This window comes from Streptomyces thermolilacinus SPC6 (genome assembly GCF_000478605.2).
Lineage (GTDB): Bacteria > Actinomycetota > Actinomycetes > Streptomycetales > Streptomycetaceae > Streptomyces > Streptomyces thermolilacinus.
Genome location: NZ_ASHX02000001.1, coordinates 1 through 23,570 on the forward strand (window position 1 = coordinate 1; position 23,570 = coordinate 23,570).

A 23,570-nucleotide genomic window follows, 5' to 3' on the forward strand; every position below is an offset into this window, starting at 1 on the left:
ACGGTGGTATCCAGGACGGCTCCGACGCCGTGATCACACCAGCCACAGCAAGATCATCTCTCACGCGCCCCATCAGTAGACCCGTGGTTGAATCCCGCCGCTTCTGGTTGAGTACGGCGCATGATTGAAGCGGTGTTGTGGGGACTGCTCGGCGGAGGCGGGGTAGCACTCGTGTTCCAGGCCAAGCTGCGACGCTCCAAAGCCCGGTCAGCGGCTGAAGACCCGGACGTCATCACGATGGCAGTCAAGGGACTGGCGGGAAAGCAGCGCTGGCGACACGGCAGGGTGCGAACGACGACGGGGCATCTGACGTGGCAGCCCTGGTTGCGAGTCGGCTCGGTGCTCCCACTTCCCGCAGACCTGAACCCTGTCGGGCAGCGACGTCCACGAGTCGCCGAGATGTGGACCATGAATCCGCAGGTCGTCATCATCGAGTGCCAGTCCTCGGCCGGCGGCCTATCGCTTGGCGTGATGCCGTGGAACGTGGAGCAGGTGCAGGGACTCTTGCATCGCCACCGAGCCCGGTAGCTCGCCCCTGGTCGTACGGGAAACGGTCGGCCGTCGCGACCGATGCGACTCGGTGATCATTTGCGGGACAGCCCTTAGCCCCGGTCTATCTGTGCACACCGCACCGCGCCATTGTGGCGCTCACCACTGACAGCACGGTCGTCTCCACCGCGATGCGCAAGCACCTGAATCATGCGCGGAAGCGGGAAAGCCAGGTGCCGCCGGCTTTCTGCTCGGGCACGGCCTGGTCGTGCTCCTGGCGCTCGGCTTGGCGTTCGGCGGTTATGGCGCGCTGCTTGCAGTCGTCGCACAGGTGCGGGTGGGTCTCGCGCGGGGCGCCCCATCCGGCGGGCTCGATGGCCTTCCACCGTTCGTCGGTGAACCGGGTGCCGCAGTCGGCACACACGGGACGGCGGGCCTCCCGCTCGGCCCGCTGCTGCTCGGCCGCGCGGCGCAGCTGCTCCTTGTACGCGCGCTCGCGTGCGGCGTACTCGGCCTGCTTGCGGGCGTCGTGGACTTCGCGGCGCGGGTTGCCGATCGCCTCGAGGAGGGTCTGGTTCTGCGACCGGCCGAAGCGCCGGAAGATCGCCCCGGCCGGGCCGCGCTCCTTCAGCATCTTCATGCCGGTGACCACGATGGGCAGCTTGCCGTCGTACATGTGGAAGCCGTCGTGCGCCTCGCCTTGCCAGTGCCGGCGGGTGAGCTCGGCCAGCTGCGCGATGACGGTGTTGGGGTTGCGGGGGCCGACGCGGTTGAAGACGAGCAGCAGCGGCGGGTGCGGCCGATCGCCGTGGCGGCCGTCGGGCACCCACCAGCGGGTGCGCCACATCGGCCGCTCGGTGCCGTCGACGTCCTTCACCTTGCGCTGGCAGAACCGCATGTACTTGTCGATCTTCGCGGCGAGGACCTGCGCAGACTCGAAGCAGTTGTCGATCTCCACGAACAGCAGCGGCACCCCGTCCTCGGGCGCGGTGATGACGATGTCCGCCTGGGCGCCGCCCCTGCCAGGGTTGGACCACGTGCCCGTCGCGGGCAGCGCCACCTCGGTCGCGTAGGAGGCGATGGTGCCCAATCCGTCCGGCGCATCGACGGCGGCCTGCGCGGCGGCGCGGACGTCGGCCGGCTCATTGGCGAGCTGGGCGAGGACCGGCTTCGGGCGCAGCAGGGCGATCACGGCTTCGTTGACCGTCATCGGGTGGGAGGCGCCGGTGCGGCCCGCGCCGCGGGCCGGGTCGCCCATCTCCCCCACGGGCCGCCCCAGCTCGCGAGCGGCGGCCTTCAATCCCATCGGGGTGAGGTTGCGCAGCGTGTCCCCGCCCGGGAGCTGCCCGCCGTTCTCCGCCAGGCCGTGCTTGCGCAGATCGGACAGCGCCCCGGTGTGGGAGGCGGTGCGGGCCTGCTTCCGCTTCGCGGGCGTCGGCTTGCCGGTGTGCCGGTAGCTCAGGTGCGGAGCCGCGATCTGCTGGATCTGTTCGACCGTCGCGACCTTCAACACCCCGAGCACGCGCAGCACGTCACCGCGCAGGTTGTTCGACGACCCCGCCGGGTTCTCCTCACGCTTGCCCGCCATCAGCTGTGCTCCTTCCCCGTCGTCTGGCGCGCGCGGCCACCTGCCTGGCGCCGGCCGCGCCCGGCCGCAGAGGGCACCCGGCCCCCGGACCCGATGATCTCCTCCCCCACGGACATCACAGAGAAGTTCAGGAGGAGAGAAGAGGGTTGTGACAACGCGGCACGCGCCCGAATCTGCGTGGTGACCAGGGCTTTTCCAGTCGGGCCCGGTGTCGGGCACCAAAGTGGGTCCCAGAGTGGCCTCCCAAGTGCGCCCCACAGGAGGCCGGGACGGCTTGCCCGCTGCTGGTCGGGCCCGTGGTCGATCGAGTGGGGGCGGCCCCGGCCGTACTGCGGTCCCGTCACCCGGGAACCGGGGCCCATCCCGCGCACTCCATACCGGCACGGGCTGGCACGGAGCCTAACCGCCCGGCGGGGGCCCGCTCCCCGGTCTTTCGGGGGCGGGTGTCCTCTGACAGGGGATCCTGGCCGTTTGCCGGGTGATCTTGACTGCCGAGAGTTTCTGCCACTCGGTTTCGCCTGGCGGCAGAGAGGCCTGATCCGTGGAGGGCCCATCCCGGGCCGTGCAAGGATCCTTGTCGTGGCAGGCAGAGGCGTGTGGAGTACCGGGTCGGTGAGCCAGACGATGGCGAAGGACGGCGGCCTGGTGTCGTTGCTGGACCGGACTGCCCTCCGGGAGCCGCTCGAACGGGTTGTCATCACGACCGTCGTCTGCAAGTGGTGCGGCTGGGACCAGTTCGAAGTGGTCGGAGACGAGTGCTTCTGCGAGGGCTGCTGCCTACCGGTCGGCATGGCGGACGGGGACGTCTACACGGGCGGATCAGCCTGGGAGCTGGCGCCGTCAGCCTCTCCACTGCCCTGGCCGCGCGAGGCCTTCCGCGAATCGGCGGACCCGGCCTGCCCGGCCGGCCACGACGTGTTTCAGGTGGCGGTCGCTTTTGCCCTCGCCGTGGACGGTCGGGTTCGCCGCCTGTCGGTCGGCCTGCGGTGTCCGGTCGACGGGGCGCTGTGCCTCCATCTCGACAACGTGCACGTGGTGTCGAGCAGGACCTGACGCCAGCCCCGCCCGGCGCGTCGGCCTAGGACGGTGGTCCTCCGCCGGTCACGCCCCAGCCGTCCAGGAAGCCCGCGAGAGCGCGGCGCTACTCCTCCTCGCGGGCGACCTGCCGGGCGAGGACATCACGGTCGACGTACGGGGCGACCACGACGAGGATCAGGCGCTGGAGCTCAACCGGTAGCGCCTCCACCTCCCACTGCATCGGGCGAACGGCTATCTGCTCAGGCGGCGGCGCCCGCGGCAGCCGCTGGACGACTGGGTGGCCGATCAGGTCCGCTTCATCGGAGCGTGGGCCCGGGGCGGTGCCAGCCGTCAGACCGTCGTCGTCCCGGCCCATGCCGTCACCGCGCCGCGCACCAGCTGGCGCATCATGCGCGCCCCGGCCACCGAGACGCAGGCGCCGGTGCCCGTACGCGATCCGGACTGGGCCGCCAACCGCACCAGGGGAGAGCACGAGTAGACGCAAGGTCACTGACTCCCTTATAGGAAGTCGACCCCCTAGGTCGTGTCCGGAAAGTCACGGGAGCCAGAGCCGCAGGCAGGCGAGGGTGACCATGGCTTGGTAGTGGACGGCTCGTTTGTCGTAACGCGTGGCCAGGGCCCGGTTCTGCTTGAGCCTGTTGAAGCAGCGCTCGACGACGTTGCGCCGCTGGTAGGCCGCGCGGTCGAGGCGGCAGCGGGTCTCGCCGCGGCGGATGCGTCCGTTGATCTGGTCGATCCGCTCCGGGATCGTGCAGGCGATTTTGCGCCTGCGCAGGTAGGCGCGGATTCTGCGGGCCGAGTAGCCCTTGTCCGCGACGACGCGGTCGGGCCGGGTCCGGGGCCTGCCCGGCCCCGGCCGGGCGATGCGGATCCGGTCCATGACGGCTTCGAACTGGGTGCAGTCGTTCACGTTGCCGCCCGTGAGCGTGAACGCCAGGGGACGGCCCTGGCCGTCGCACGCGAGATGGATCTTGCTGGTCAGTCCGCCGCGCGACCGGCCGAGCGCTTCCCCCTCCCAGGGCCCCCTTTTCGGGCCCCGGCGGCGTGCTGATGAGCCCGGACCGTGGTCGAGTCGACGCACACGATCGTCCAGTCCACGGTTCCGACGGCGTCGGAGTGCTGCTGGACATGGGCCAGCAGACGGTCCCAGGTGCCGTCGGCCGACCAGTGCCGGAATCGTTCGTAGACCGTCTTCCATGGCCCGTACCGCTCGGGCAAGTCGCGCCAGGCGGCACCGGTGGACAGCTTCCACAAGATCCCGTTCACGACCTGGCGCCGGTCCCGCACGGGCCTGCCCATACGTCCCGGCGCCAGCAGCGGAGCGATCAACGCCCACGACTCATCCGTCAGTTCATGCCTCCGCACCACGAACGGAGCAACGAGTGATCGACTTTACGGACACGGCCTAGACCCCTATCGACAGCGCAAGGCCCGGACCCGGCGTCCGGGCCTTCGTCGTGCCCGGGATCTTTCTTCCCGGCCGCTGCTGTCCGGGTCCCAGCTTTCGGCCCTACGGGGTGAAAGAGCCGTGCCCGCCAGGACGAGACGCAAGCACCTGCGCCCTGTCACTGTCCCGCCGCCATGTCGAACTCACCGCGGAGGCAGCACCGATGACCACCCGCCAGACACCCGGGGCAACACCCGCGCCGATCGCCGCTACGCTGAACACGCCGCCCTGGGCTCGGGCAGAAGCCCCGCAGGGATGCTCTCAGGTAGAGGGCCGCAGGACCGCCGACCGCGAGGCGCGCGCCACCCCCACGCGGACGACACCACCACAGGTGTCCGCCGTCTCTGTTCCTCCGCCTCGTAGGAGACTCCCGATGTCTCGGGACCCGCACCCGCGCTCCCCTATACCCGCCCGCCCCGAACCGCCCGGCCCGGCCGGCGCAGGGACGCCTTCGGAGACCCCGCTGCTGTCGGTGCACGCCGCCGTGGTGTTCCTGGCGGCCGTCATCATCGGCCTCGTCATGGGCGGCCTCATGTTCCTCCACGACAAGTCCGTGCCCGCGGCCGTCGCTGCGGGCCTGGTGGCCGCTGGAGGCAGCGTTCCTGTGCTGCACAAGCTGATCGGCTGACCGGCGGCGGGCGCCGAGTGCACATGCTGCGCCGGCGCCCGCCGCCTCCGTCAGGCTGCGTGTAACAAGTGGGCCTGACCGCCTCGCCACTCCCCCCACTGCGGGTCGTCCCAGATGGCCTGGGGCCGTGTCGTCCACAGCGAAGCCGGTCCGGAGCGAGGAGAACCCGCTGACCAGCGTGTCGACTCAGGGCGGGTCAGCGCCGGGCGGCCTCCAGGACCGCTTCCAGCTGCCGCAGCGGCTCGGCGCCGACGAACCGGAGGACGACGGTGTCGGCGCCCGACTCCCGCAGCGCGTCGATCCGTGCCGCGGCCCCGGCGGCGTCGCCGGAGACAGTGAAGACCTCCTCCTGCGGGCGGCCCAGCCAGGCGCCGTGCCCCTCGGTGTGCGGGTGCAGGGTCCGCGCGACCTCCTCGGGGTCGTCGCCGACGCAGGCGAACGCGAACACGTTCAGCGTGTGGTCGTCACCCGCGCCGCCCTTGGCCAGCAGCGCCCGGATGCGCTCCAGATCCCGCGGTCCGTGGCCCTCGGCGATCAGCGTGCCGTCCGCGACCCGCCCGGACAGCTCCAGCGAGCGCGGCCGTACCACCCCCGCCACCAGCGGCGGCGGCTCGGCGGGCGGATGCACCAGCTCGATGCCGTTGATCCGCACCTCCCGCCCGTCCACCGTGACCCGCTCTCCGTGCAGCAGCGCCCGCACCGCGGTGATCGTCTCCTCCAGCAGGGCCAGCGGAGAGCGCGGCGCCACCCCGACCTGCTCCATCCACTCCCGTACGCCATGACCGATCCCGGCCACCAGGCGGCCGGGGAACACCCGTGCCAGCGTGGCCAGTTCCATCGCCAGCAGGGCCGGGCTGCGCAACGGCGCCGGGGCAATCCCGATGCCCACCCGCAGCCGCTCGGTCGCGCCCAGCGCCACGGCCGCCGCCGACACCCCGCCGTTCCAGCGCAGGTCCTCCACCACCCACAGGTCGTCCGCGCCGAGCGCCTCGGCCCGCCGCGCGAAGGCGGGCAACTCCTCGGGCACCCAGTCGCGGTCGTACATCACACCGATCCGGAGATTCGTCATGCGACGGAACCTACGGTCCGGCCGAAGAGGTGATCAACGGCTTTGCCGGTACGGGGTCGGCTGCCGACCGTCGCGGTAGGTGCCGGTGGCAAAAACGAGGTCCGGCACCGAGCAGGCACCGATGAGGGGGTGAGAGCGACGCCATCGTCAACTTCCTCGGTCCGCCAGCCCCGGATGTCCAGCAGCAGGCCGTCCAGTGGCCCGCCGACCAGTTCGGCGGGTCCGGTGCGGAAGCGGGCCGGGGTTGGGGGCGTCGTGCTCCGCGCCGTAGACGCGGCCATTTCGCAGCTGCTCGTCTCCGTTCATCCGATCAGCTTTCCAGCCGCTTACCGACAAACGAGCCGCCACACCGCCGCGCCGACGCCATGCTCCTGGAGCTGCTCCAGGGTAGTGACGACGACGGGCACCGCCTGGCTGTAGTCCTTCGCCGTGGTCCCCCGGTGGATGGTCTGGTACCGGCGCGGCGGCCGTACGGCGGAGTGGCCCGGGGGCCTGAGGCGACCTCGGCCGTACGGCGACCTCGGCCAGCGGCCGTACGACGGCCGGAGCCGGGGCGTGACCGAGGGTTCGACGGGTACACGCGGTCGCACACGACGAAGCGTCAGCGCACCACCGAGGAAGTGGGGTCCAACCATGATGATCGCCGGGATCATTGCCGTCTGCGTCATACTCGCCGTTCTGGCGTTCTTCCTGCCCCGCCTCTCCAAGCACCCTGAGCGCGGTACTCAAAAGACCCTCGGCCTGGGTTCCCGCGCGGGCGGCAAGGCCCCCGGCCCGCTGGGCCGCCTCTTCAGCAAGCCGTTCAGCAGCAGCTCGAAGGCGGTCGGCAAGAGTGGCACGGCCGGCCGCCGCATGCGGGGCCACATGCCCTTCTGACCCCACGTCCCACTCGGCCCGGCACGCAATCCCCGTTGGCGGCCGGGCCGCGGTGTGTCCGCGAGGGTGAGCAGCAGAGTCTGCCCGCGCTGCTCGATCTCCTCGATCGGCTGGGAGAGGCAATCGGCGGCTTCGCGGAGAATGCCGTCGGCGAGGGCGCCGCGGCAAGCACAGTGGGCACGGCAGGCCGGCGGCGGCACAGCCGGCACACGGCACCCGACCGGAACGGCGGCAGGACGGCAGCCCGACGGCAAGACGACGGCACATTCCGGGGAGATGCCGGGCAGCGGGCAGTCAAGCCCGGCTATACAACCGCGCTGGCATCGGGTGGGGACCCCGAGGCAGCGGCGGCACGGCGGGGGCTTCCGGACGCAGGGCTCGCGGCGGCAGCGCGGCGGTCAACGGCGGGCCGCAGCAGAGTAGGAGCCCCATAGGGCGACGAGTCTTCTCCGCGCACCCGCCGCCTGTCGCCGTCCCTGAGCCGCGGTTCGGCCGCCTTCGGGCCGCCTCGGCGCAGGCCGTGCGGCGCTACCCCGCCCCGGCGCCGCCGCCGTCCGCTGATTCTCCTGCGCGCCTTGCGCCCGGCCGTGCCATCGTCTTGAGGCCGTCGTCAGCCGCCCCGCCACCCGGCAATCCGTCTACAGTCGCCGCGCGGTCATCCCAGAAGGCTGCGCGGTCAGCGACGCCGGCCGCCGCCGATGCGGCGGTCGTCGGCCAGTGCGGTAAGCGGGCCGAACTCGCAGGCAAGCTCGTTCCACGTCAGAACCTCGCCACAGCGGGCCGGGAACTCCTTCGGGTTGAACTCGGGCATGGTCCAGGTGCCAGTGCCCCGGTCCCGCAGCCACAGGTCCCCGTCACCGTCGACCACAGTCGGCGGGACCGGAACGGGCTCGGCCTGATCGGTGGGCTCCCAGGTGACCCGGCCTGGGTGGGAAACGCGGCGCAGCTCGGTGGTGGCCAGCCGCGCGGCCATGTCACGGGTGGACTCATCGGCGTCCTTGACCGACGCGAGTCGGAATGCGTCGTCAAGTACGGGCAGGGCTGGATTCTTGCTGCGCTTTGAACTCATACGCTGGCTACCTCCGGTGGGGGGCGTCACGTCCGTTATGGCACCCCGTAGAGCAACACGGTATCCGAGGCGGGAGCCGGGCCAGGTCTCCTCCGCTGGAACGGTCAGCAAGCCCGCCGACGCTCAGGAAGATGCTCTGCGCCAGGTCAGCGACTTGTTGGGTGAGACGAGGAAGGCACTCGACACGCTGACGAAGTAGCTGGAAGCAACCGTCCAGCCCACGGTTCAGCCCCCGCTCGGTACACCCCTCTCCGGGGCGAGCGCGGCCTCCAGGCGGTCCAGGCGTTCGTAGAGGGCGCGGACGAGACGGACGCGGTTCTGGACGCAGCGCACGGTGCCCTCGATCGGCACGGACAGCCGGCCTTCCGCCTCGCGCAGGACGACGTCGGCGAGCGCCTTGGGTCCGCTGTCCTTGGGCAGCTGGTCGGCGCGGCGGCGGACGTCGGAGGCGAGCGCGCGGGCGTGGCCGGTGAGCTGGAGGGTGATCTGCTGCAAGTCGCGGGCGGTGAGGGTGTCCTCGCCGGTCCACGCGAGGACGACCTTGACGAGGCACTCGTACGGTTCGCGGTCGAGCGGGAGCCCGGCTTCGATCAGGCCGTCGGGGTCGTGCAGGACCGTTGGGTGCTGGTGTGCATGGCGGGCCTCGATGCCGGGAGCGTCGTGTGCGGGTGGCCGGCGGTCACCGCTGGGGGTCCTCGCCGCCGTCGGCTCCGTCGTCCTGGTCGTCGTCGTGCTGGCCGAGGAACCGGGCGAAGCCGCGGTCCGCGCGGGCGAGCAGGGCTGGGGAGGGGACTGACCGGTCGATACCGTCCCCGCGTCCCCGAGCGGATCCCGCGCCGAATACCGGACGACAAATACACCGAAGTCTTCGCCGGACTGCGCTCGCACAGGGACAGGGCCCTGCTGGCCTCCTGGGTCTCCACCGGTGCCCGATCGGAGGAACTCCTGACGAGCCGGGAACGCGATGCGATCCCCGGGCAGCAGCTGATCGGCGTGATCCGCAAGGGCACGAGGGTCTACCAGCAGCTGCCCGCCTCGCCGGACGCGTTCGTATGGATGCGGCTCTACCAGGAGGAAGCCTGGGCCAACGGAGTCCCCCGAGGCCGTGACCAGCCATTGTGGTGGACCCTCCGGAGGCCGTGGCGCCCGTTGAACTACCACGCTGCACGCGCGATGTTCGTCCGTGCGAACAAGCTCCTGGGCTCGGTCTGGACCCTTCACGACCTGCGGCACACGGCCACCTTCCGGATGACGCAGGACCCGGAGCTGTCCATGGCCTACGTCCAGCACATCCTGGGCCACAAGTACCAGAGCACCCTGCAGAAGTACGTCGACCCCAGCACGGACGAGGTCATCGAAGCCGGGCTCGTCCATCACGCCCGCCAGGAGCACAAGCGGGCCCACCCGTCTCCCCCTCCGTCGGCACCCGCCTACAACCCCGAGTCCCTCGGCATCCTGTTCGGAGGGACCCTCGCATGACGGCGACGAATCTCACCCTCGCTGCCTCTGCCCTGGCACCGCCGAACCGGGTGCTGGCGGGAGCGGAGGCGGTCGCGCTCCTGAAGCGTTTCCCCGCCCGTCCCCGGCTGACCAGCTGGCCCGAGACGGCCGCGACCCGCGACGAGGTCATCGCTCGTCTCAGACAGCCGCCGCTCAGGGTCAAGGGCCACTCCACGCAGGACAGCCGGATGGTCGGGGTGCGCATCCTGCTTTCCTGGCTGGAGACTTTCCCTGGCGATACCTGCCAGCGGCGCTGGGAGGCCAGTCCGATCGCCGCCGAACCGGAGAAGTGGTACGAGAAGGTCCGTGAGTGGACACCGACGGCCGACAGGGCAACCAAGTCGGGCCGTCTCCAGGCCGGGCTGCTGGCCCTGCTCTGCGCGGACGTGGTCCGCCCGGATACAACATGGCTCGCCGTGAACTACTCCAGACACTGCGGCCGGCCCTCGCGCGGTCCCGCGCCCCGGAGGGGTCCGCCAGCCTGGAAGCCTGGATCCCGCAGAACGTGCGCGTCACCCGGCACGCTTCGGAAGCGCTCGCGGCCCTCGCCCAGGTGTTGGCGACCCGGGGCGGGAAGCTCCGGGACATGGTCGTCGGGGACCTTCTGGAGCGGTGCTACGCGCCCGTCGCCTACAACCGCACCACTCGCGAAGTGCGCCTCGCCTATCTCTGGCTCCGCGAACGCGGCCAGTTCCCCCGCGACGCACCCACGACCCTGCTGTTCACCACGCACCGCGCTGGACGGGTCACTCCGGCAGAGCTCGTGGACCGCTACGACCTGAAGTGCCAGCCCGTCCGTGACCTGCTCGTCGACTATCTCACCGAACGACAGCCCACCCTGGACTACGCCACCCTCAAGAGCTTGGCAGCGATCCTCGTCGGCAACTTTTCGGCCGACCTCGAGCAGCACCACCCCGGCATCGACTCCGTCCGGCTGTCCCCCGATACCGCCACGGCCTGGAAGACCCGCCTCGCGACGAGGACCGCCCGCCGTAGGCAAGCCGACGGAACCGTGATCACGGTGACCGAACCGCGGACCAGCGCCCCCGCGATCGAGGTGACGGTGCGTGCGTTCTACCTCGACATCGGCGAGTGGGCCCTGAGCGAGCCCGAACGGTGGGGCCAGTGGGCTTCTCCTCCCCCGGTCACCGAGGCGGAGTGCTCCGTGACGAAGCTGGAGAGGCGCCAGAAGTCCAAGTCCGACCGGCGCACCCGGGAACGTCTTCCCGTCCTGCCTGCGCTCGTCCGGGTCGTCATCCGCAGGCTGAAAGACGCTACGGCCAGGCTCGACGCGCTCAACGCGGCACCGCTGGGATCCACCTTCACGGTCCTCGGCGAGAGCTTCGCCGTTCCCAAGAGCAGCGTCCGTCCCGACGGGCATCCCACCGGTGTCCGTGACGCCGCAGGCGAGCGTCGCGACCTGGGTGCTGAGGAACGGCGGGCGTTCTGGTCCTGGGCGGCCATCGAGATCTTCCGTCACACCGGGATCCGGATCGAGGAGCTCCAAGAACTCAGCGACCACAGCATCATCAGCTACCGGCTGCCCAGCGGAGACGTCGTGCCGCTCCTCCAGATCGCGCCCTCGAAGACCGACCAGGAACGGCTCATCCTCATCAGCCCCGAGCTTGCCGACGTGCTCAGCGCGGTCATCTCACGCCTCCGCGACAGCACCGGCCGTGTCCCGCTGATACCCAGCTACGACCTGCACGAGAAGGCCTGGAACTCGCCCATGCCCCTGCTCTTCCAGTGGAGCATCAGCCATGAGCGCAGGCCCGTCTCGGGGAGCATGACCGCAAAGCCCTCGACGAGACGCTGAGAGCCTCCGGGATCACCGACAGCTCCGGGCAACCGCTGCTCTTCCAGCCCCACGATTTCTGCAGGATGTTCATCACCGAGGCGATCCTCAACGGCCTCCCGCCACACATCGCCCAGGTCATCGCCGGCCACAGGAACATCAACACCACGATGGGATACGCGGCCATCTACCCCGTCGATGCGCTCGAAGCGCACCGCGCCTTCATCGCCCGTCGCCGCGACCTGCGCCCAGCCGAGGATACAGGGCTGTCACCGCCGCAAAGAGGCAGGAGTTCCTGTCCCACTTCGAGCGGAGGAAGCTGGCGCTGGGCGAGTGCGGACGGGCCTACGGAACCGACTGCATCCACGAACACGCCTGCGTCCGCTGCCCGGTCCTGATCGTCGCCCTGGACGAAAAGCCCCGTCTGAAAGAGATCCGCGACAACCTCAAAGACAGGATCGCCGAAGCCGAACGCGAAGGATGGCTCGGCGAAGTCGAAGGCCTGTCCACCAGCCTCGCCGCCGCCGAAGACAAGATCGCCCAGATCGAAGCCCAGCAGGAGAAGAAGCAGTCACCCGTCTTCCTGGGCCTGCCCAACCTTTCCCAGCTCACCGCCCGCACCAGCGAAGCCGCCGAGTAGCCGCCCTGGAGCTTTGGGTGGACATCTGTCGGCGCCCTGCCGCGAGTGCCCGGCCACGTCACTCTCTGGGCACGGCTGCAGGGCGATGAACCTCCAGAACGACTGCGGTCCCGGCCACGGTTCGGTCCTCGTGCATGGTGATCTGCTGACCGGGTTGAACGTGCGTCCAATGGGAGGGGGTGAGGGGCACGAGGCGAACCGCAGCCTGCCCGCCAGGCTCCAGAATGGGCATGCCCTCAACCCGGAGCGCGGCGACGCTGACCGCACGTTCACCGGTGGGCGAGAGGTGTCCGATGTCCCACACAGGTCGCAGAACGCCGGCGCCGGAGATTGGTGTCGTGCGTCGGCCCTCGCCAGCCGGGCGGAGCTTCAGATCTGCTCGGATCACGCCATTGCGGATCTCGGAGCACCGCCAATGGCACCTGGCCGCGCTCCGCTCCAGCCGGAGCTGCTCAGCCGCCTCGGCGAGCTTCTCCCAAAACGCCAGAGGGATCGAGCGACCGTCCCCGAGTTCCTCCAGCAGGCCCAAAGCGATCTCCCACTCGTCATGGGCGAGGTAGTCCCAGATGTCTCGCACCGTGATGTCGTTATCGGTGGCAGTCTCTTCCGGGACCAGTAGCGAGGCTGATTCGAGCAGCTCAGGGACATCCATGCGCTCATTGTCAACCATATGCAGGAGCGTGTCGGCGCTCGTCCACCCGTAGTTCAGAGAAGGCGTACAGCACGTCATCTGGCATCGCATCGGCACCCACGCCATCTCACCGGCCCGTGAAAGCGGCACCCGGCGGGGAGCGGCGGGTGGGCGGTCAGCTGCTGGCGGGCTCGGCGCCCGAGCCGAAGGGCGTGACGTGCGTGACCGCGACGTCCAGCCGGAGCCGGGTGAGTCTCTCTGGGCGCGCCGTACCCCGGCACGCGGGTGATCGTTAAAGGGAGCATGAGTCTTCACACACCGGCCCCCTTGCGGCGCATGAGGCGGGCACTGGCTGTGACAGCCGGTTCCGCCGCACTGGTGGCAGCAGGGTCAGCCACCGCGTCAGCCACCACGATCATCGGCTTCGGTAACGCGGCGATCAGCAACGCCTGCACGAACATCGGCGCGCCCACGGCCAACGGCGCCACCGCCTCGGGCCCCGGAGCCGCCAACGCATTGCTAGCCGCGGTGCCCCTCGGCAGCCCGGCCAGCCAGTGCGGCAACCTCGGCCTGCCAAGCGTCCTCCGCGAGGAGGCCGGGGTGGACGTGATCTCCACCCTGGATGGCGGGGAAGCCTAAGCGCCGGGCCCCGGGAGGGGGGTTGCCGCCCACACAGGCAGGGCGCTGCGGGAACGAACCCGATCTACGAGCTGCTCCACGGCTGAGGCAGCGGACACGATCCAACTGGTGACGCGCCACACGCGGCATGCTCCGACCGGAGTTCGAGGTAGCAGCGCCGCAGCACATCTGGCGCCGGATCGACGCCCACGGCATCCTCACCGGCCCGGACCCCGGCGCGCGTCGGGAGCAGCAGGGAGGGCGGTCAGCCGCTGGCGGGCTCGGCGCCCGAGCCGAAGGGCGGGACGTCCGTGACCGCGACGTCCAGCCGGAGTCGGGCGAAGCGCACCGGGTGTCTGGATCCGCGCTCCTGCGCCGTGTCCACTGTGATCTCGGCGACCATCACTGGTTCGACGAGCACGACGTCGAGTGGCGTGCGTGCCCCCCAGGAGGTCGTGAACCGGACGCCCTCTCAGGGGTGGCCGGGGCCCTGCTGGTGTCATCAGCCACTCGGCCAGAGTGCGCGCCGCGACCGGCCGCAGCGGCGTACTGCGCCCGACCGGCCGGAGATCGTCCTCCTCGTCGAGGCGGCCCAGCACGAGCGTCTGCGGCCGCCGCACGGTGCCGGTGACCGCGCCCACCACGGCTTCGGTGGTGTCCCGGCGGCGCACCTTGTACAGCGCGCGGGCTCCCGGCAGATGCCGCCGCCCGCTCCCCCAGAGCGCCAGACCATCGACACCGGGCACCTGCGTCCAGGACGTCAGCCACTCCTGCGCTGTCGCCGGGTCGGTCGTCTCCGGGCACAGCGTCCACGGTGCACCCAGCCCGCGGTCGGCGAACAGCTCCTCCAACCGGGCGCGCCGCTCACCGTACGCGACTGCAACAGCTCCCGGCCGTCGAGCTGGAGCAGGTCGAAGGCGATGAAGTACGCCGGCATCTCCTGGGCGAGGCGGGCGGCGGCCTTGCCGCCGGAGACCGCTCTCCGCTGGAGCGCCTCGAACGACATCCGGCCCTCCACCCACACAACCAGCTCACCATCAAGGACCAGGCCGTCAGGCAGGTGGCCTGCCGCGTCCACGAACTCGGGGAACCCGCGGCGGGACGGCAGCAGCGGGCCGGGCGCCGGCCACGGGGTGAAGACGATCGCCCGGTACCCGTCGTTCTCCAGACTTTGACGTGTCTCATGGGACAGTGCAGCGGCGGTCTTGCCGGAAGGGACTGCGGCGGTGCCGTACTGCCCCGTGAAGCCATGGCGAGCTGTTGGTTGGTGCTCTCGCGCTGGGCAGTCAGGATGGCTGGACTTGGTCGAAGAGGGCGAGGGCTCTGGCGGGGTCCGGACTCACGAGGCGTTCCAGACCGGCCGTCGTGATCTTCGCCCACCTGCTGGCCCGTGCCCACATCTGTTCCTCGAAGGCGCGGATGGCCCCATCCAGATCTTCAGGGCCGGTGGCGATGGACTCGGCGAGTTCGGCGCCTTCCAGCATCGCGAGGTTCGCGCCCGCCCCGAGTGGGGGCATCAGGTGGGCGGCGTCGCCCAGTAGCGTCACCCCGGGGACGTGGGTCCAGGTGTGGGACACGGGCAGGACGTAGAGGGGGCGGTGGACGAAGGCGGTGCCGTGGCGGAGGAGGTCGAGGACGGGAGCGGCCCAGCCGTCGAACAGAGCTAGCAGGCTCGATCGCACGGCCTCGGCGTCGGCCAGGTCCAGGTTCGTGTGCCAGTCCAGCGGCGCGCGGAACTGGGCGTACACCTTGACGTGGCCGCTGCTGTTGCGTTGGGCGACGAGAGCCCGGTTCACGCCGTACACCGCCACGGAACCGTCGCCGATCAACCGGGCGAGGTCGGGGTGGCGGGTGTCGACGTCGTCCAGGGATGTCTCGAGATAAGTGACGCCGGTGTAGTGCCGTGTCACCGGTGAGAGTGCCGGGCGGGTCCGGGACCAGGCGCCGTCCGCGCCGACGACGAGGTCGAAGGTCTCCTGTCGCCCGTCCGCGAACTGGACCAGTACGCCGCCCCGGGCCCCCGGCACCACCTGCGTCACGCCCCGCCCCCACTGGACGTCGAGGGGGCCGAGCAGCATGTCACGGAGTTGCCCGCGGTCGATCTCGGGATGGGCCCGGTCACCAGGACGCGGTTGCCAGTCGCGCAGGATGGTCCCGTCCGTGTCCAGGATGCGCATGGCCTGCCCCTCGGGACGAGACAGCTCCTGGAACTCCGCCAGTAACCCCGCCTTGTCCAGGGCGAGTTGGCCCAACCCTTCGTGCAGGTCGAGCGTGCCGCCCGGCGGGCGGGCAGAGCTGTTCGACCTCATGGTGGACGAGGTCTACGCCGAGATCCTGCCCGAGGAGAGGCCCGGTGACTGGCGGGAGGCGCTGCGCATCCTCGCCCACCGCACCAGGCAGGCCGCCCTCCGTCATGAATGGTTGGCCGACCTGCTCGGCGGCCGCCCGGCGTTGGGTCCGCACGGCCTCGCCGTGGGCGAGGCCACGCTGTCCGCCCTTGACGGCCTCGCTGACATCGACACCGTCATGCGCGCCGTGGAGACCGTCGGCGCCTATTACACCGGCGCGATCAGGCGCGAGATCGCGAACCTGCGGGCCGAGCGTGCCACGGGCCTGTCCAAGCACGACTGGCAGCGCGCCTCCGGCCCGCACCTGACGAAAATGCTGGCCACGGGCCGCTTCCCGACGCTGGCCAAGGCCGTGTACGACGGCGCGGACGTGGACGCCGAGGCATCCTTCGCGACCGGCCTGGACTGGGTCCTCGACGCCGTGGCCGTCAAACTCACCACGCCGCCGACGTGACGCTTTGCTCTTGCCCGAGCTCAGTCGTGGGCATGATGCCGGTGGTCATTCTCGCACTGCGTGCCCGCGACCGAGGGGGACCACCATGGCTGACCTTTTCGCGAGTTGCTCGCGGAGGGCAGTGTTCTCGGCGATCAGGGCCGCGACGACCGTGGCGGCGGCGTCGACTTCGTCCTGGAGTCGTTGTCGCTCGTGTCGGCTGTCTCGCAGTTGGCGGCGGAGGCGGGCGATCTCCGCGGCCTGGGCCTGGTTGTGTTTGCTTGCCGCGCTCTGGCTGACGTGGTTATCCCAGTCGATGAGCACTGCGGCTGCCCGGTTCATCGTGGCCCGGCTGACGCCCGCCTCCCGCCAGAGGTTCTGCTTGGTGAGCTTGCCGTCGGTTCGGAGGGGCCGACCGGTGAAGAGCCGGTCCATGGCCTCTCGAAGGGCCTCCTCGGCCGTGGCGGAGAGGCCGGGGCGGGTTGAGGCGGTCATGTTTCTCTCGCCTTGGTGAGCGCGATCTCGACGTCGCGGATCTGCTGGTCGATCAGGGCTCTGCGGTTCGCCGGGAGTGCGGGGAGGCTCCGCAGTTCGGTCAGGGAGGCGTGCTCGGCCTGCCAGATTGGCAGGTGCTCCGGGGCGATGACGCTGTTGCTGCAGCGTGCGGGCTGGCAGCGGTCGATGAGTGGCCCTCGGTGTCCTGGGGGCACGATGGCGTCTTCGAGGCACTTCGCGCCGACGGGCTTGTTCTCGTCCAGGGTGCAGTGGTTGAGCTTTCCGGACCGGATCGCAAGGCGCGTGCGCTTGAGCAGGCCATGTTCGACACGAATGTCCCCCCGGTGGGCCTCCCACTTGCCCGAAGGGCTTCGGCCCTCTCTCGGACGGCGGTGAAGGCCAGACGCATCTGGTCAGCACCGCGCCCGAAGCCGATTGCCTCGCCGCGGCTGTCGGCATCGAGAAGGTCCCTCAGCCGTTGGAACCGACGTTCGGCGATGGCGGTGTTGAGGAGGCGGGCCCAGGAGGGGTCATGATCCATGTAGCCCTGGGTCCAACGGTTGGCCAGGGCTCGGGTGGCTGCGTGCTTGAGCTGCATCCCGACGGCGATTCCCGATCCGGGATAGTCGCGGGTGAGCATGGCCATGGTCCGGCGGAACATGTGCGGGGTGACCTTGCTGAGAGGGATCTCGGTAAGGCCGGTGGTCTCCGGTGACGGTTGACGTGCTTGATGAAGCACGTGATGGCGGTCTGGCTGGTGAAGCCACGGCCGTGGAAGCGCGGGGTGACCGCCGCGAAGGCGAGGGTGTCGCTCGTCGACAGGTGTAAGGCGGTTTCGATGGCCTGGGCAACCGGTGCGATGATCCACCAGTGTGCGGTGGGCAGGTCGGGATCGAGCTTGCGTTTGACCGACTTCACTGCCGGGGTGCAGAAGTACTCGGTGAGAGGATCTTTGGTGATCTCGCGGATCTCGCAGTCACGCATCATCGACAGCGCGGCGACGAAGACATAGCAGGCATTGCGCAGGGCCAGGCACTCGACCGCGAGTTCGCGGGGCTGGAGACTGTGGTGCCAGGGGCCGCGGTTGTCGTCCGGCCTGGTCACCTCGCACAGTCCGTCGATCAGACTGGTGCGGAGTCGGCCCTCGGCAACGAGCCGTTCGGCGGCGGCCCGGCGGGCCAGGCCGGCGCGGTTCTGCTTGGTGAAGAAGGCCATCTTGCGGGACTCGAACCCGATGAGAAAGGTCAGCAGTTGCCAGTTCACGGTCGTCTTCCCTGTGAGCTGGTGCACTGGGACCTTGTTCTCGGGATCGGCGGCCCACGCGGTGAAGCGGGTGTCGGCCTCGGCGTTGGACAGTGGGCGGGCTTCGGCCTGGAGACGGTGCCAGTAATCGAGTGAGCGCAGGATGTCGGGGCCGAAGTCATTGATGTAGGTCCATGCGGCGCGGACGAGCGGGAACCATGTCTCCGGCCGGATCACAGGGGTCGTCAGTTCGGGGACGGTGGGGTGGTCGACGACGGCGTTCGTGCTGGTGTCGGGCCAGGGATCACGTGCTAGTGCTGTGACCGGAAACGTTCACCGGGTTTGAACGTGTTCTGGAAAGATCTCCTTGTGGATCTTTCCGAGGGCCTGGCTGGCTGGACTGACTGGGACGGTGCTGCCTTCGTGTTGGGCCGCTCGCTGGGGATCTTCAACGAGACTGAGACGTTCACGCAGGTCAAGTGGCTGTTCTGGACCAACAACCCGTTGGGAAACGCACTGCACGAGGTGCTTGTGCAGTTGACGGCGGCGGGAGTGCTGGAGCGTCGGGACGAGCCGGACGACATTCAGTTCCGTTGGCTCGGCCGGTGACGTCAGGCCGCTTCAGCGCGCCGGCGCCTGCCCCAGCGGATGCCTTTTGCACTGCGGATGCGGGCACGTTCTCGGCGCTGGGCGGCGAGAACGTCGGGGTGGCGGGCGTTCTTGTCGCGCCAGCGTAGGTAGGTGTGCAGGGCCCGGGTCTGGACTGTGTGATTCGGATGGTTGGAGTTGGACAGCGTGAACTGCCGCAGCGGTGCGAAGTGGGCTTCGATGGGGTTGGCCCCAGGAGGCGTAGGTCGGGGTGAAGCACAGCTCGACCTTGTTCTTGGCCGCCCACCTGCGGATCTTCCAGTTCGTGTGGGCGAAGAGGTTGTCGAGGATCACGTAGATCGGGGCGCCGTCCGGGCGGGCTGCCCGGATCGTTCGCAGGGCAGCCCAGGTGTGGTCGATGCCCTTGCGGCGCCGGATGACACCCCACATCCTGTCGTCGCCGAGGGAGTAGCAGCCGTGGAAGTAGGTAATTCCCTGGGTGCGGCGGTAGGTGGCTGGCAGCCGGTCAGGGCGGCTCTGTTCGGCCCAGCAGGAGCCGGCGGTGGGGCGGATGCCCAGCGGCCCGAACTCGTCGAAAGCGAATGTGCGGTCCGGGCGTTCGTTGATTGCGTACTCGATCCGGTCCAGCTTGGCGTCGAACGCTGGATCCGGGGATTCCTTCCAGGTCTTCGTCCGTTGGAAGGTGATCCCGCGGCGTGACAGTAATGAGCGCAGGGCCTCGCGGCTGATCCGGACAGGCCGGGCGATGTTGCGTCGCGAGTGATCGGCGAGCTTGCGGATCGGCCAGCGGGTGAAGGGCTTGCCCAGTGAGGTGGGGCGGGTGGTGGCCGTCGCCACGACGAAGTCTTCGTCGTCACGGCTGAGCAGGCGGGGCCGGCCTCCCGCCCAGCGAGGGTCCAGGCATGCGAGCCCGATCTCGTTGAACTTGTGGATCACGTCGCGGACAGTGTCCTCGTCCGCTTGGACCAGGCGTGCGATGACCGGGACCGTGCTGCCGCCGGCCGAGGCCAGCAGCATCATCGCCCGACGGAACCGCACCGAGCTGGTACTGCCCCACCGCACGATCTGCTGCAGTCTCTGCCCCTCCTGCTCAGACAGTCCACGAACGCTCACTGGTGCTGCCACCCCGCCTCCCCATGCCGGCCGAAGTCGTCAACAGCACAACGAGCAACCCGGCAAAGGTTCGCGGTCACAGCACTAGGCCGGCCGCCGCCACCCGGGCTGGGGTGTCTCACGCGCGGGACACGGCCGCGCTCGACTACGGGCTGTCCCAGCGGGCCCTGGTCGCCGTCTCCGCCCGCAGCGATGACGTCGCCGCGCTGATCACCCGGCGCCTGGCAGCGTTGGCCCGCAGCGGCGTACGCGGCCTTGATGAGGCGGCGGTGCGCGAGGTGGTCCGCCAGGCCGTCCACGACGTGCGCACCGCACCGCCCGTCCCGGCCGGGCCGCCCAGCGACCCGCTCGCCGCCGAAGGACGCCGGCACTTCGAGGCCCTGGCCACCGTCCAGCCGCCGATCGGGGAGCTGATGCTGGAAGTCGCACCGGCCTACCTGTCCGACACCGACGCCGTCGTGCGCCTCGCCGTGCTGTGCGACGTCCTCGACGTGACGCTGGACCACGCCCTGGCCACCCGCCGCTACGCCCTGACCGGCGACCAGCGCGCCCAGGTCCCCACCAGCCTGTAGAGCACTCTGCCGCCCCGGCGGGAAACCAGCGCGGACACGGCGGCGGCCCCGGTCCGGGGGACGGTCTACCCGGGCCGCACACGCCGACAGGAGGGACGCGACATGCCTACCAACGCCGCAGGCCCCGCGATGTCACGCCGCTGCTCCCCCGGCTGTGACTGAGCACTTCAGATGGCCGCATCGGCCACGTAGGGCACTCGGCTCGCGAGCCTCTGCGCAGGGAGGCAGCGGCGCATCCGTATCGGGAAGTGGACCTTTGCGGAGACTGCGGCCTGAGCGGGCCTACACAGGCTGACCTGCGACGGCTCGGGGCCAGGTGGACCGGGCGTCCTGACGTTGGCCGGCCCACTATCAGGTCTTGCTCCAAGCTCGCCCGGCGCCGGTCTGGCGGCTGTCCGACCGGCGGACGGGGCGACGTCACGCAGGGAGGCCGAGCGGCGGGTGCTCGAGCACACGGGGCTTGTACTCGACCAACTGGATGCGGCCGTCGAAGGTACGGTGATCGATCATCTCGAGGGCGACATCCGGATAGCCGTCGTAGATGCGTTCTTCGCCCGTTGCCCCGGTGATCACCGGGAACATCACGACCCGGAAACGGTCCACGAGTCCGGCTCGTAGCAGGGACCGGCACAGGCTGAGGCTGCCGATCGTGCTGAGGAGCCCCGAGCCACTCGACTTCATGGCGCGGACCGCCTCGACGGCGTCGTCGCGGACGAGCGTGGAGTTGGCCCACGTCAGTGGCTCCCCGAGTGAGGAGGAGAACACCACCTTGGAGGCTTGCGTGAGCTCGTCGACGGACGCCTCTTCCTCGGGCCTGAACTCGTCTTGCCCATTCGGGACCTCGCCCGCGGCGAAGCCCGACATCAGGCGGTAGGTGTTCGCTCCCATCAGGTAGGTGGCCTCGGGCTGCTCGCCGAGCCATGCGAGGTACTCCGGGCCCTCAAGGCCCCAGAACCCAGGCCATCCCTCTCCCGACGCGTGGCCGTCGAGGGAGGTGATGAAGTCGACCAGAAGCTCCGACATGGCGGTGTCCTTTCCTGGGGTGTCACGAGCTTGGACCGGCCGGGAGCCCCGGACTCATCGGCCGCGCTGTGGAGTAACGAGAAAACCCATGTCTGCAGCCGATCAGATCGGCGGAGCGCCACCCGCGAACGGCCCGGGCCAACGTCACGCTCAGCCGGGCCAGGTACAACGCTCAGAGGCCGAGTGCAACGCTCAGCAACACCGGCTCGGGCAGGGCCGGCGCGGGAAAGGACCGGCCCTTTCAGTAGCCCAGGTCCGGGTAGTCGATATCGGTGAACTGGACCGCCAGGTCGTCGGCGCGGCGGCCGCCGTCCTTGAAGTAGACCTCCTGGAGCCCTTCCGCGACGATCTGCCGCAGCCGCCGCTTGGATGTGCCGCCGCTCAATCAGGCGCGGGCCATCCAGGAACTGCTGACGAGGCACGGTTCGCAAGGGAAGGTTGCCAAGCGACTTCCCGACGGCCTGCAGCAGAAGGTGGAGTCCGGGGAGCTGGCAGTCAAGGACGGCCGCCGTATCGGACGGCTCCCCGAACACCAGCAGCGCGCTGAGGCCGACAAAGCTCTTAACCGGGTCATGGCCCCCCGCAAGCCGCGCGGCAAGGCCGCGTCCCGTGCAGGGCCCCGCCGCGGCGCCGGAAGTGGCGGTCCCGCACCAGGCCGGCGGCGAGGAGGCTGCGCGGGCCCTTAACCCGGTTGAGACGCAATGGCTCGAAACGGGGGCTGAGACCTCGCAGGCCCTTATGCCGGTTAAGAGGGAAAGCGGGGCGGCTGAGCAGCAAGCGGAGCCGCCGGCGGTTGTGGAACGCATCGTCGCCGAAGCGGGTCGATTCGCAGACTTTCTGACTTCCCTGGTCCCGGTACTCGACAACGCAACGGCCGCCAACCCCACGCGGGCCAACGAGTTCGTAGCTCAGCTGCGCGGTCGCCTCGAGCGCGCCGTCGAGAACCTGCCCCAGCAGGGTCCCAGCGGTGAGTGTGGCGCCAGGCCGCTACAGCTTCACCGCCTCCACCCCCGTCGCCGGCGGCTTGCGCCCGCTGCGCGACCCGGACGCGTCCGTGCTCGACGAGGACGACGGTACGGTCTGCGTACAGGCCTCGCCGGTCAGATCCTCAGGCTCTCAGTGGGGGTCCCTGCGCATGCACCACGTGCGAGGACCGTTGCCGGGGAGCTGGACATCGGCGGTGACCTTGAAGCCGAGACGTTCGTAGAACCGCACGTTCGCCTCGCTGGAGGTCTCCAGGAACGCCGGACACCCAGCGCGCTCGGCCTCCTGGATCCCAGGAATCAGTACGGCGCTGCCGAGGCCCTTCCCCTGGGCCTCGGGGGCGGTGGCCACGGTCTCCAGGAACCATCCCGGCTCCTTGGGCCGGTACGGGGCCATGGCCGCGTCCGCAGTCGCAGAAACGGCGGCCCGGTCGCCGCTGAGTTCCCCGAGGATCGGCCCGAGTTCGGCGAAGGCGGGCGAGGGATCCTGGCCAGGAACGGCCCAGACAGCCACGGCGCGGCCTTCGTCAGCTACCCAGACACGGCCGTACACCATGCCGATACGGGTCAGGCACAGCTGCTGGTAACGCCGGATCCGCTCCTCGTGACCATCCGCCGCGATCACGTGCCGTGTGTAGGGGTAGTCGGCGAAGGCCCGAGCGAGAGTATCGACCGCAGCGGGGACGTCGGCGTCGGTGATGGGACGTACGGAAGGAGCGTTCTGGTGCTGCGACATGTTCACCGAACGATCTTGACAGCAGGTTACTGCCTCGGCAACGCATTTCACCGGGCACCTATGCCCTGCACAACTGCTGACCCCGAGAAGCAATGACTTCCACCCTGACGCCTCGCCAACACACCCGTCGTCGAAATCTTTTGGCCACAGGCAGCGGGCGCGTCCAATGAACCCGTGCAATCCCAGGTTGCGCGGCGACCCGAATGCAATCAGATTGGTCCTGGCTCAGATTTCGTGCAGTGGCCACGTGAGTGACGGCTGACCGTCGGCGCGGGGGCCTGGTCAGTGTCCTGACTGGGGGCCGCCGGGCCAGGGGCCGAAGGCCGACGCTCCCCGCTCGCCGCCCTGACACGCGGTACGGCCGCGCGGTGACGGGCGCCCCGGTTGTCTCCGGCCGGGGCGCCCCTTCGTCTGTAGCTCCGGGCGGCCTGGCCGGAGTCGGCGGCCGGACCCGAGGGGCCGGGTGCGTGCCTGGGACCGCGGCGGCGCGGGCGCGGGTGAGAGCGGGCTCGGCGGTCCACTCGCGGTCAGCGGCCCGCTCGGCGGTGGTACGGGCCCGCGGATCGCGGGTGGGGAGTGCGTGGGGGAACGTCGCGGGGCAGGCCCGAACGCCCGGCATCGTGCGGTG

The 23,570-nt window shown here is 70.0% G+C and carries 24 protein-coding genes and 5 pseudogenes; 12 read left to right on the plus strand and 17 right to left on the minus strand.

Going from position 1 to position 23,570, the window contains the following annotated elements:
* Positions 1-120 precede the first annotated feature (120 nt).
* Positions 121-528 (plus strand): hypothetical protein, encoded by a 408-nt coding sequence (locus tag J116_RS29635; RefSeq protein ID WP_139140441.1) that lies wholly within the window; start codon positions 121-123, stop codon positions 526-528.
* Positions 529-697: 169 nt separating this feature from the next.
* Here the strand turns inward: J116_RS29635 and J116_RS00005 are convergent, their stop codons facing one another.
* Positions 698-2,077: a replication-relaxation family protein gene (locus tag J116_RS00005; protein WP_023591435.1), complete on the minus strand. Its 1,380-nt coding sequence runs from the start codon at positions 2,075-2,077 to the stop codon at positions 698-700.
* A gap of 612 nt (positions 2,078-2,689) precedes the next feature.
* Between J116_RS00005 and J116_RS00010 the strand changes: the two genes are divergently transcribed.
* Both J116_RS00010 and J116_RS00015 read left to right on the plus strand, forming a co-directional pair.
* Positions 2,690-3,130, plus strand: a complete 441-nt coding sequence (locus J116_RS00010; protein ID WP_023591433.1) for a hypothetical protein — start codon at positions 2,690-2,692, stop codon at positions 3,128-3,130.
* A 262-nt stretch (positions 3,131-3,392) separates the two neighbouring features.
* The gene (locus tag J116_RS00015) at positions 3,393-3,593 is read left to right on the plus strand and encodes a hypothetical protein (protein ID WP_023591432.1); all 201 of its coding nucleotides are present in this window, start codon (positions 3,393-3,395) and stop codon (positions 3,591-3,593) included.
* Positions 3,594-3,650: 57 nt separating this feature from the next.
* Here J116_RS00015 and J116_RS28045 read toward each other — a convergent pair.
* A pseudogene (locus J116_RS28045) lies at positions 3,651-4,414 on the minus strand (IS5 family transposase).
* 521 nt (positions 4,415-4,935) lie between these two features.
* On the opposite strand from J116_RS28045, the gene J116_RS00030 reads away from it, so the two are divergent.
* On the plus strand, positions 4,936-5,190 hold the full coding sequence (locus J116_RS00030) for a hypothetical protein (RefSeq protein WP_023591431.1): 255 nt from the start codon (positions 4,936-4,938) through the stop codon (positions 5,188-5,190).
* A gap of 196 nt (positions 5,191-5,386) precedes the next feature.
* Here J116_RS00030 and J116_RS00035 read toward each other — a convergent pair whose 3' ends face one another.
* Together J116_RS00035 and J116_RS30515 are read right to left on the minus strand one after the other, a co-directional pair.
* Complete coding sequence (locus tag J116_RS00035; protein WP_023591430.1) at positions 5,387-6,259, minus strand: LLM class flavin-dependent oxidoreductase; 873 nt, start codon at positions 6,257-6,259, stop codon at positions 5,387-5,389.
* Positions 6,256-6,565 (minus strand): annotated as a pseudogene (locus tag J116_RS30515) (hypothetical protein). Before J116_RS30515 ends, J116_RS00035 begins: the two are co-directional and overlap by 4 nt.
* Before the next feature lie 327 nt (positions 6,566-6,892).
* Here J116_RS30515 and J116_RS00040 point away from each other — a divergent pair.
* A complete protein-coding gene (locus J116_RS00040) occupies positions 6,893-7,135 on the plus strand; it encodes a DUF6411 family protein (protein WP_023591429.1) in 243 nt (80 codons plus the stop codon).
* A 676-nt stretch (positions 7,136-7,811) separates the two neighbouring features.
* Here J116_RS00040 and J116_RS00045 read toward each other — a convergent pair.
* A complete protein-coding gene (locus tag J116_RS00045) occupies positions 7,812-8,204 on the minus strand; it encodes a hypothetical protein (protein ID WP_023591428.1) in 393 nt (130 codons plus the stop codon).
* Between the two features lie 225 nt (positions 8,205-8,429).
* Positions 8,430-8,699 (minus strand): DUF6415 family natural product biosynthesis protein, encoded by a 270-nt coding sequence (locus tag J116_RS31425; protein ID WP_394331472.1) that lies wholly within the window; start codon positions 8,697-8,699, stop codon positions 8,430-8,432.
* Positions 8,700-8,850: 151 nt separating this feature from the next.
* On the opposite strand from J116_RS31425, the gene J116_RS30000 reads away from it, so the two are divergent.
* The 3 genes from J116_RS30000 (at position 8,851) to J116_RS30520 (ending at position 11,520) form a co-directional block, all read left to right on the plus strand.
* Positions 8,851-9,000 (plus strand): hypothetical protein, encoded by a 150-nt coding sequence (locus J116_RS30000; protein ID WP_162494543.1) that lies wholly within the window; start codon positions 8,851-8,853, stop codon positions 8,998-9,000.
* Between the two features lie 80 nt (positions 9,001-9,080).
* Positions 9,081-9,683: a site-specific integrase gene (locus tag J116_RS00055; protein WP_268810601.1), complete on the plus strand. Its 603-nt coding sequence runs from the start codon at positions 9,081-9,083 to the stop codon at positions 9,681-9,683.
* 427 nt (positions 9,684-10,110) lie between these two features.
* Complete coding sequence (locus J116_RS30520) at positions 10,111-11,520, plus strand: hypothetical protein (protein WP_235617287.1); 1,410 nt, start codon at positions 10,111-10,113, stop codon at positions 11,518-11,520.
* A 677-nt stretch (positions 11,521-12,197) separates the two neighbouring features.
* Here J116_RS30520 and J116_RS00065 read toward each other — a convergent pair.
* Positions 12,198-12,809: a hypothetical protein gene (locus tag J116_RS00065; protein WP_028964867.1), complete on the minus strand. Its 612-nt coding sequence runs from the start codon at positions 12,807-12,809 to the stop codon at positions 12,198-12,200.
* A 339-nt stretch (positions 12,810-13,148) separates the two neighbouring features.
* Here J116_RS00065 and J116_RS29640 point away from each other — a divergent pair, with 339 nt between their 5' ends.
* A complete protein-coding gene (locus tag J116_RS29640; protein WP_139140442.1) occupies positions 13,149-13,409 on the plus strand; it encodes a hypothetical protein in 261 nt (86 codons plus the stop codon).
* 244 nt (positions 13,410-13,653) lie between these two features.
* On the opposite strand, the gene J116_RS30525 is transcribed toward J116_RS29640, so the two are convergent.
* The 3 genes from J116_RS30525 to J116_RS00075 all read right to left on the minus strand — a co-directional run bounded on the left by J116_RS30525 (position 13,654) and on the right by J116_RS00075 (position 15,697).
* Positions 13,654-13,809: a hypothetical protein gene (locus J116_RS30525; RefSeq protein WP_235617288.1), complete on the minus strand. Its 156-nt coding sequence runs from the start codon at positions 13,807-13,809 to the stop codon at positions 13,654-13,656.
* A 339-nt stretch (positions 13,810-14,148) separates the two neighbouring features.
* Positions 14,149-14,466: an ATP-dependent DNA ligase gene (locus J116_RS30530; RefSeq protein ID WP_023591422.1), complete on the minus strand. Its 318-nt coding sequence runs from the start codon at positions 14,464-14,466 to the stop codon at positions 14,149-14,151.
* A gap of 208 nt (positions 14,467-14,674) precedes the next feature.
* Positions 14,675-15,697: an FAD-dependent oxidoreductase gene (locus J116_RS00075; protein WP_023591421.1), complete on the minus strand. Its 1,023-nt coding sequence runs from the start codon at positions 15,695-15,697 to the stop codon at positions 14,675-14,677.
* Here J116_RS00075 and J116_RS00080 point away from each other — a divergent pair.
* Positions 15,675-16,190, plus strand: a pseudogene (locus J116_RS00080) (TetR/AcrR family transcriptional regulator C-terminal domain-containing protein); the annotation flags it as partial. The gene J116_RS00075 and the pseudogene J116_RS00080 overlap by 23 nt on opposite strands.
* Before the next feature lie 45 nt (positions 16,191-16,235).
* Here the strand turns inward: J116_RS00080 and J116_RS00085 are convergent.
* The 3 genes from J116_RS00085 to J116_RS29650 all read right to left on the minus strand — a co-directional run bounded on the left by J116_RS00085 (position 16,236) and on the right by J116_RS29650 (position 18,143).
* A complete protein-coding gene (locus J116_RS00085) occupies positions 16,236-16,664 on the minus strand; it encodes a hypothetical protein (protein WP_023591420.1) in 429 nt (142 codons plus the stop codon).
* Positions 16,661-16,879 carry a hypothetical protein gene (locus tag J116_RS30535; RefSeq protein WP_235617289.1) on the minus strand — a complete coding sequence of 73 codons (219 nt, stop codon included), beginning with the start codon at positions 16,877-16,879 and terminating at the stop codon, positions 16,661-16,663. Before J116_RS30535 ends, J116_RS00085 begins: the two co-directional genes overlap by 4 nt.
* A gap of 256 nt (positions 16,880-17,135) precedes the next feature.
* On the minus strand, positions 17,136-18,143 hold the full coding sequence (locus J116_RS29650) for a hypothetical protein (RefSeq protein ID WP_139140443.1): 1,008 nt from the start codon (positions 18,141-18,143) through the stop codon (positions 17,136-17,138).
* Between the two features lie 105 nt (positions 18,144-18,248).
* On the opposite strand from J116_RS29650, the gene J116_RS00095 reads away from it, so the two are divergent.
* Positions 18,249-18,515 carry a hypothetical protein gene (locus tag J116_RS00095; protein WP_028964864.1) on the plus strand — a complete coding sequence of 89 codons (267 nt, stop codon included), beginning with the start codon at positions 18,249-18,251 and terminating at the stop codon, positions 18,513-18,515.
* Positions 18,516-18,517: 2 nt separating this feature from the next.
* Here the strand turns inward: J116_RS00095 and J116_RS00100 are convergent.
* Positions 18,518-19,640 (minus strand): annotated as a pseudogene (locus J116_RS00100) (IS630 family transposase).
* Positions 19,641-19,741: 101 nt separating this feature from the next.
* Between J116_RS00100 and J116_RS30305 the strand changes: the two are divergent.
* Complete coding sequence (locus J116_RS30305) at positions 19,742-20,200, plus strand: hypothetical protein (protein ID WP_023591417.1); 459 nt, start codon at positions 19,742-19,744, stop codon at positions 20,198-20,200.
* A gap of 417 nt (positions 20,201-20,617) precedes the next feature.
* Here J116_RS30305 and J116_RS00110 read toward each other — a convergent pair whose 3' ends face one another.
* From J116_RS00110 to J116_RS00115, 3 genes and pseudogenes are all read right to left on the minus strand, one after another.
* A complete protein-coding gene (locus J116_RS00110) occupies positions 20,618-21,223 on the minus strand; it encodes a dihydrofolate reductase family protein (protein ID WP_023591416.1) in 606 nt (201 codons plus the stop codon).
* Between the two features lie 241 nt (positions 21,224-21,464).
* A pseudogene (locus tag J116_RS29800) lies at positions 21,465-21,599 on the minus strand (telomere-protecting terminal protein Tpg); the annotation flags it as partial.
* 740 nt (positions 21,600-22,339) lie between these two features.
* Complete coding sequence (locus tag J116_RS00115; RefSeq protein WP_028964863.1) at positions 22,340-22,942, minus strand: GNAT family N-acetyltransferase; 603 nt, start codon at positions 22,940-22,942, stop codon at positions 22,340-22,342.
* Positions 22,943-23,570: the final 628 nt, after the last annotated feature.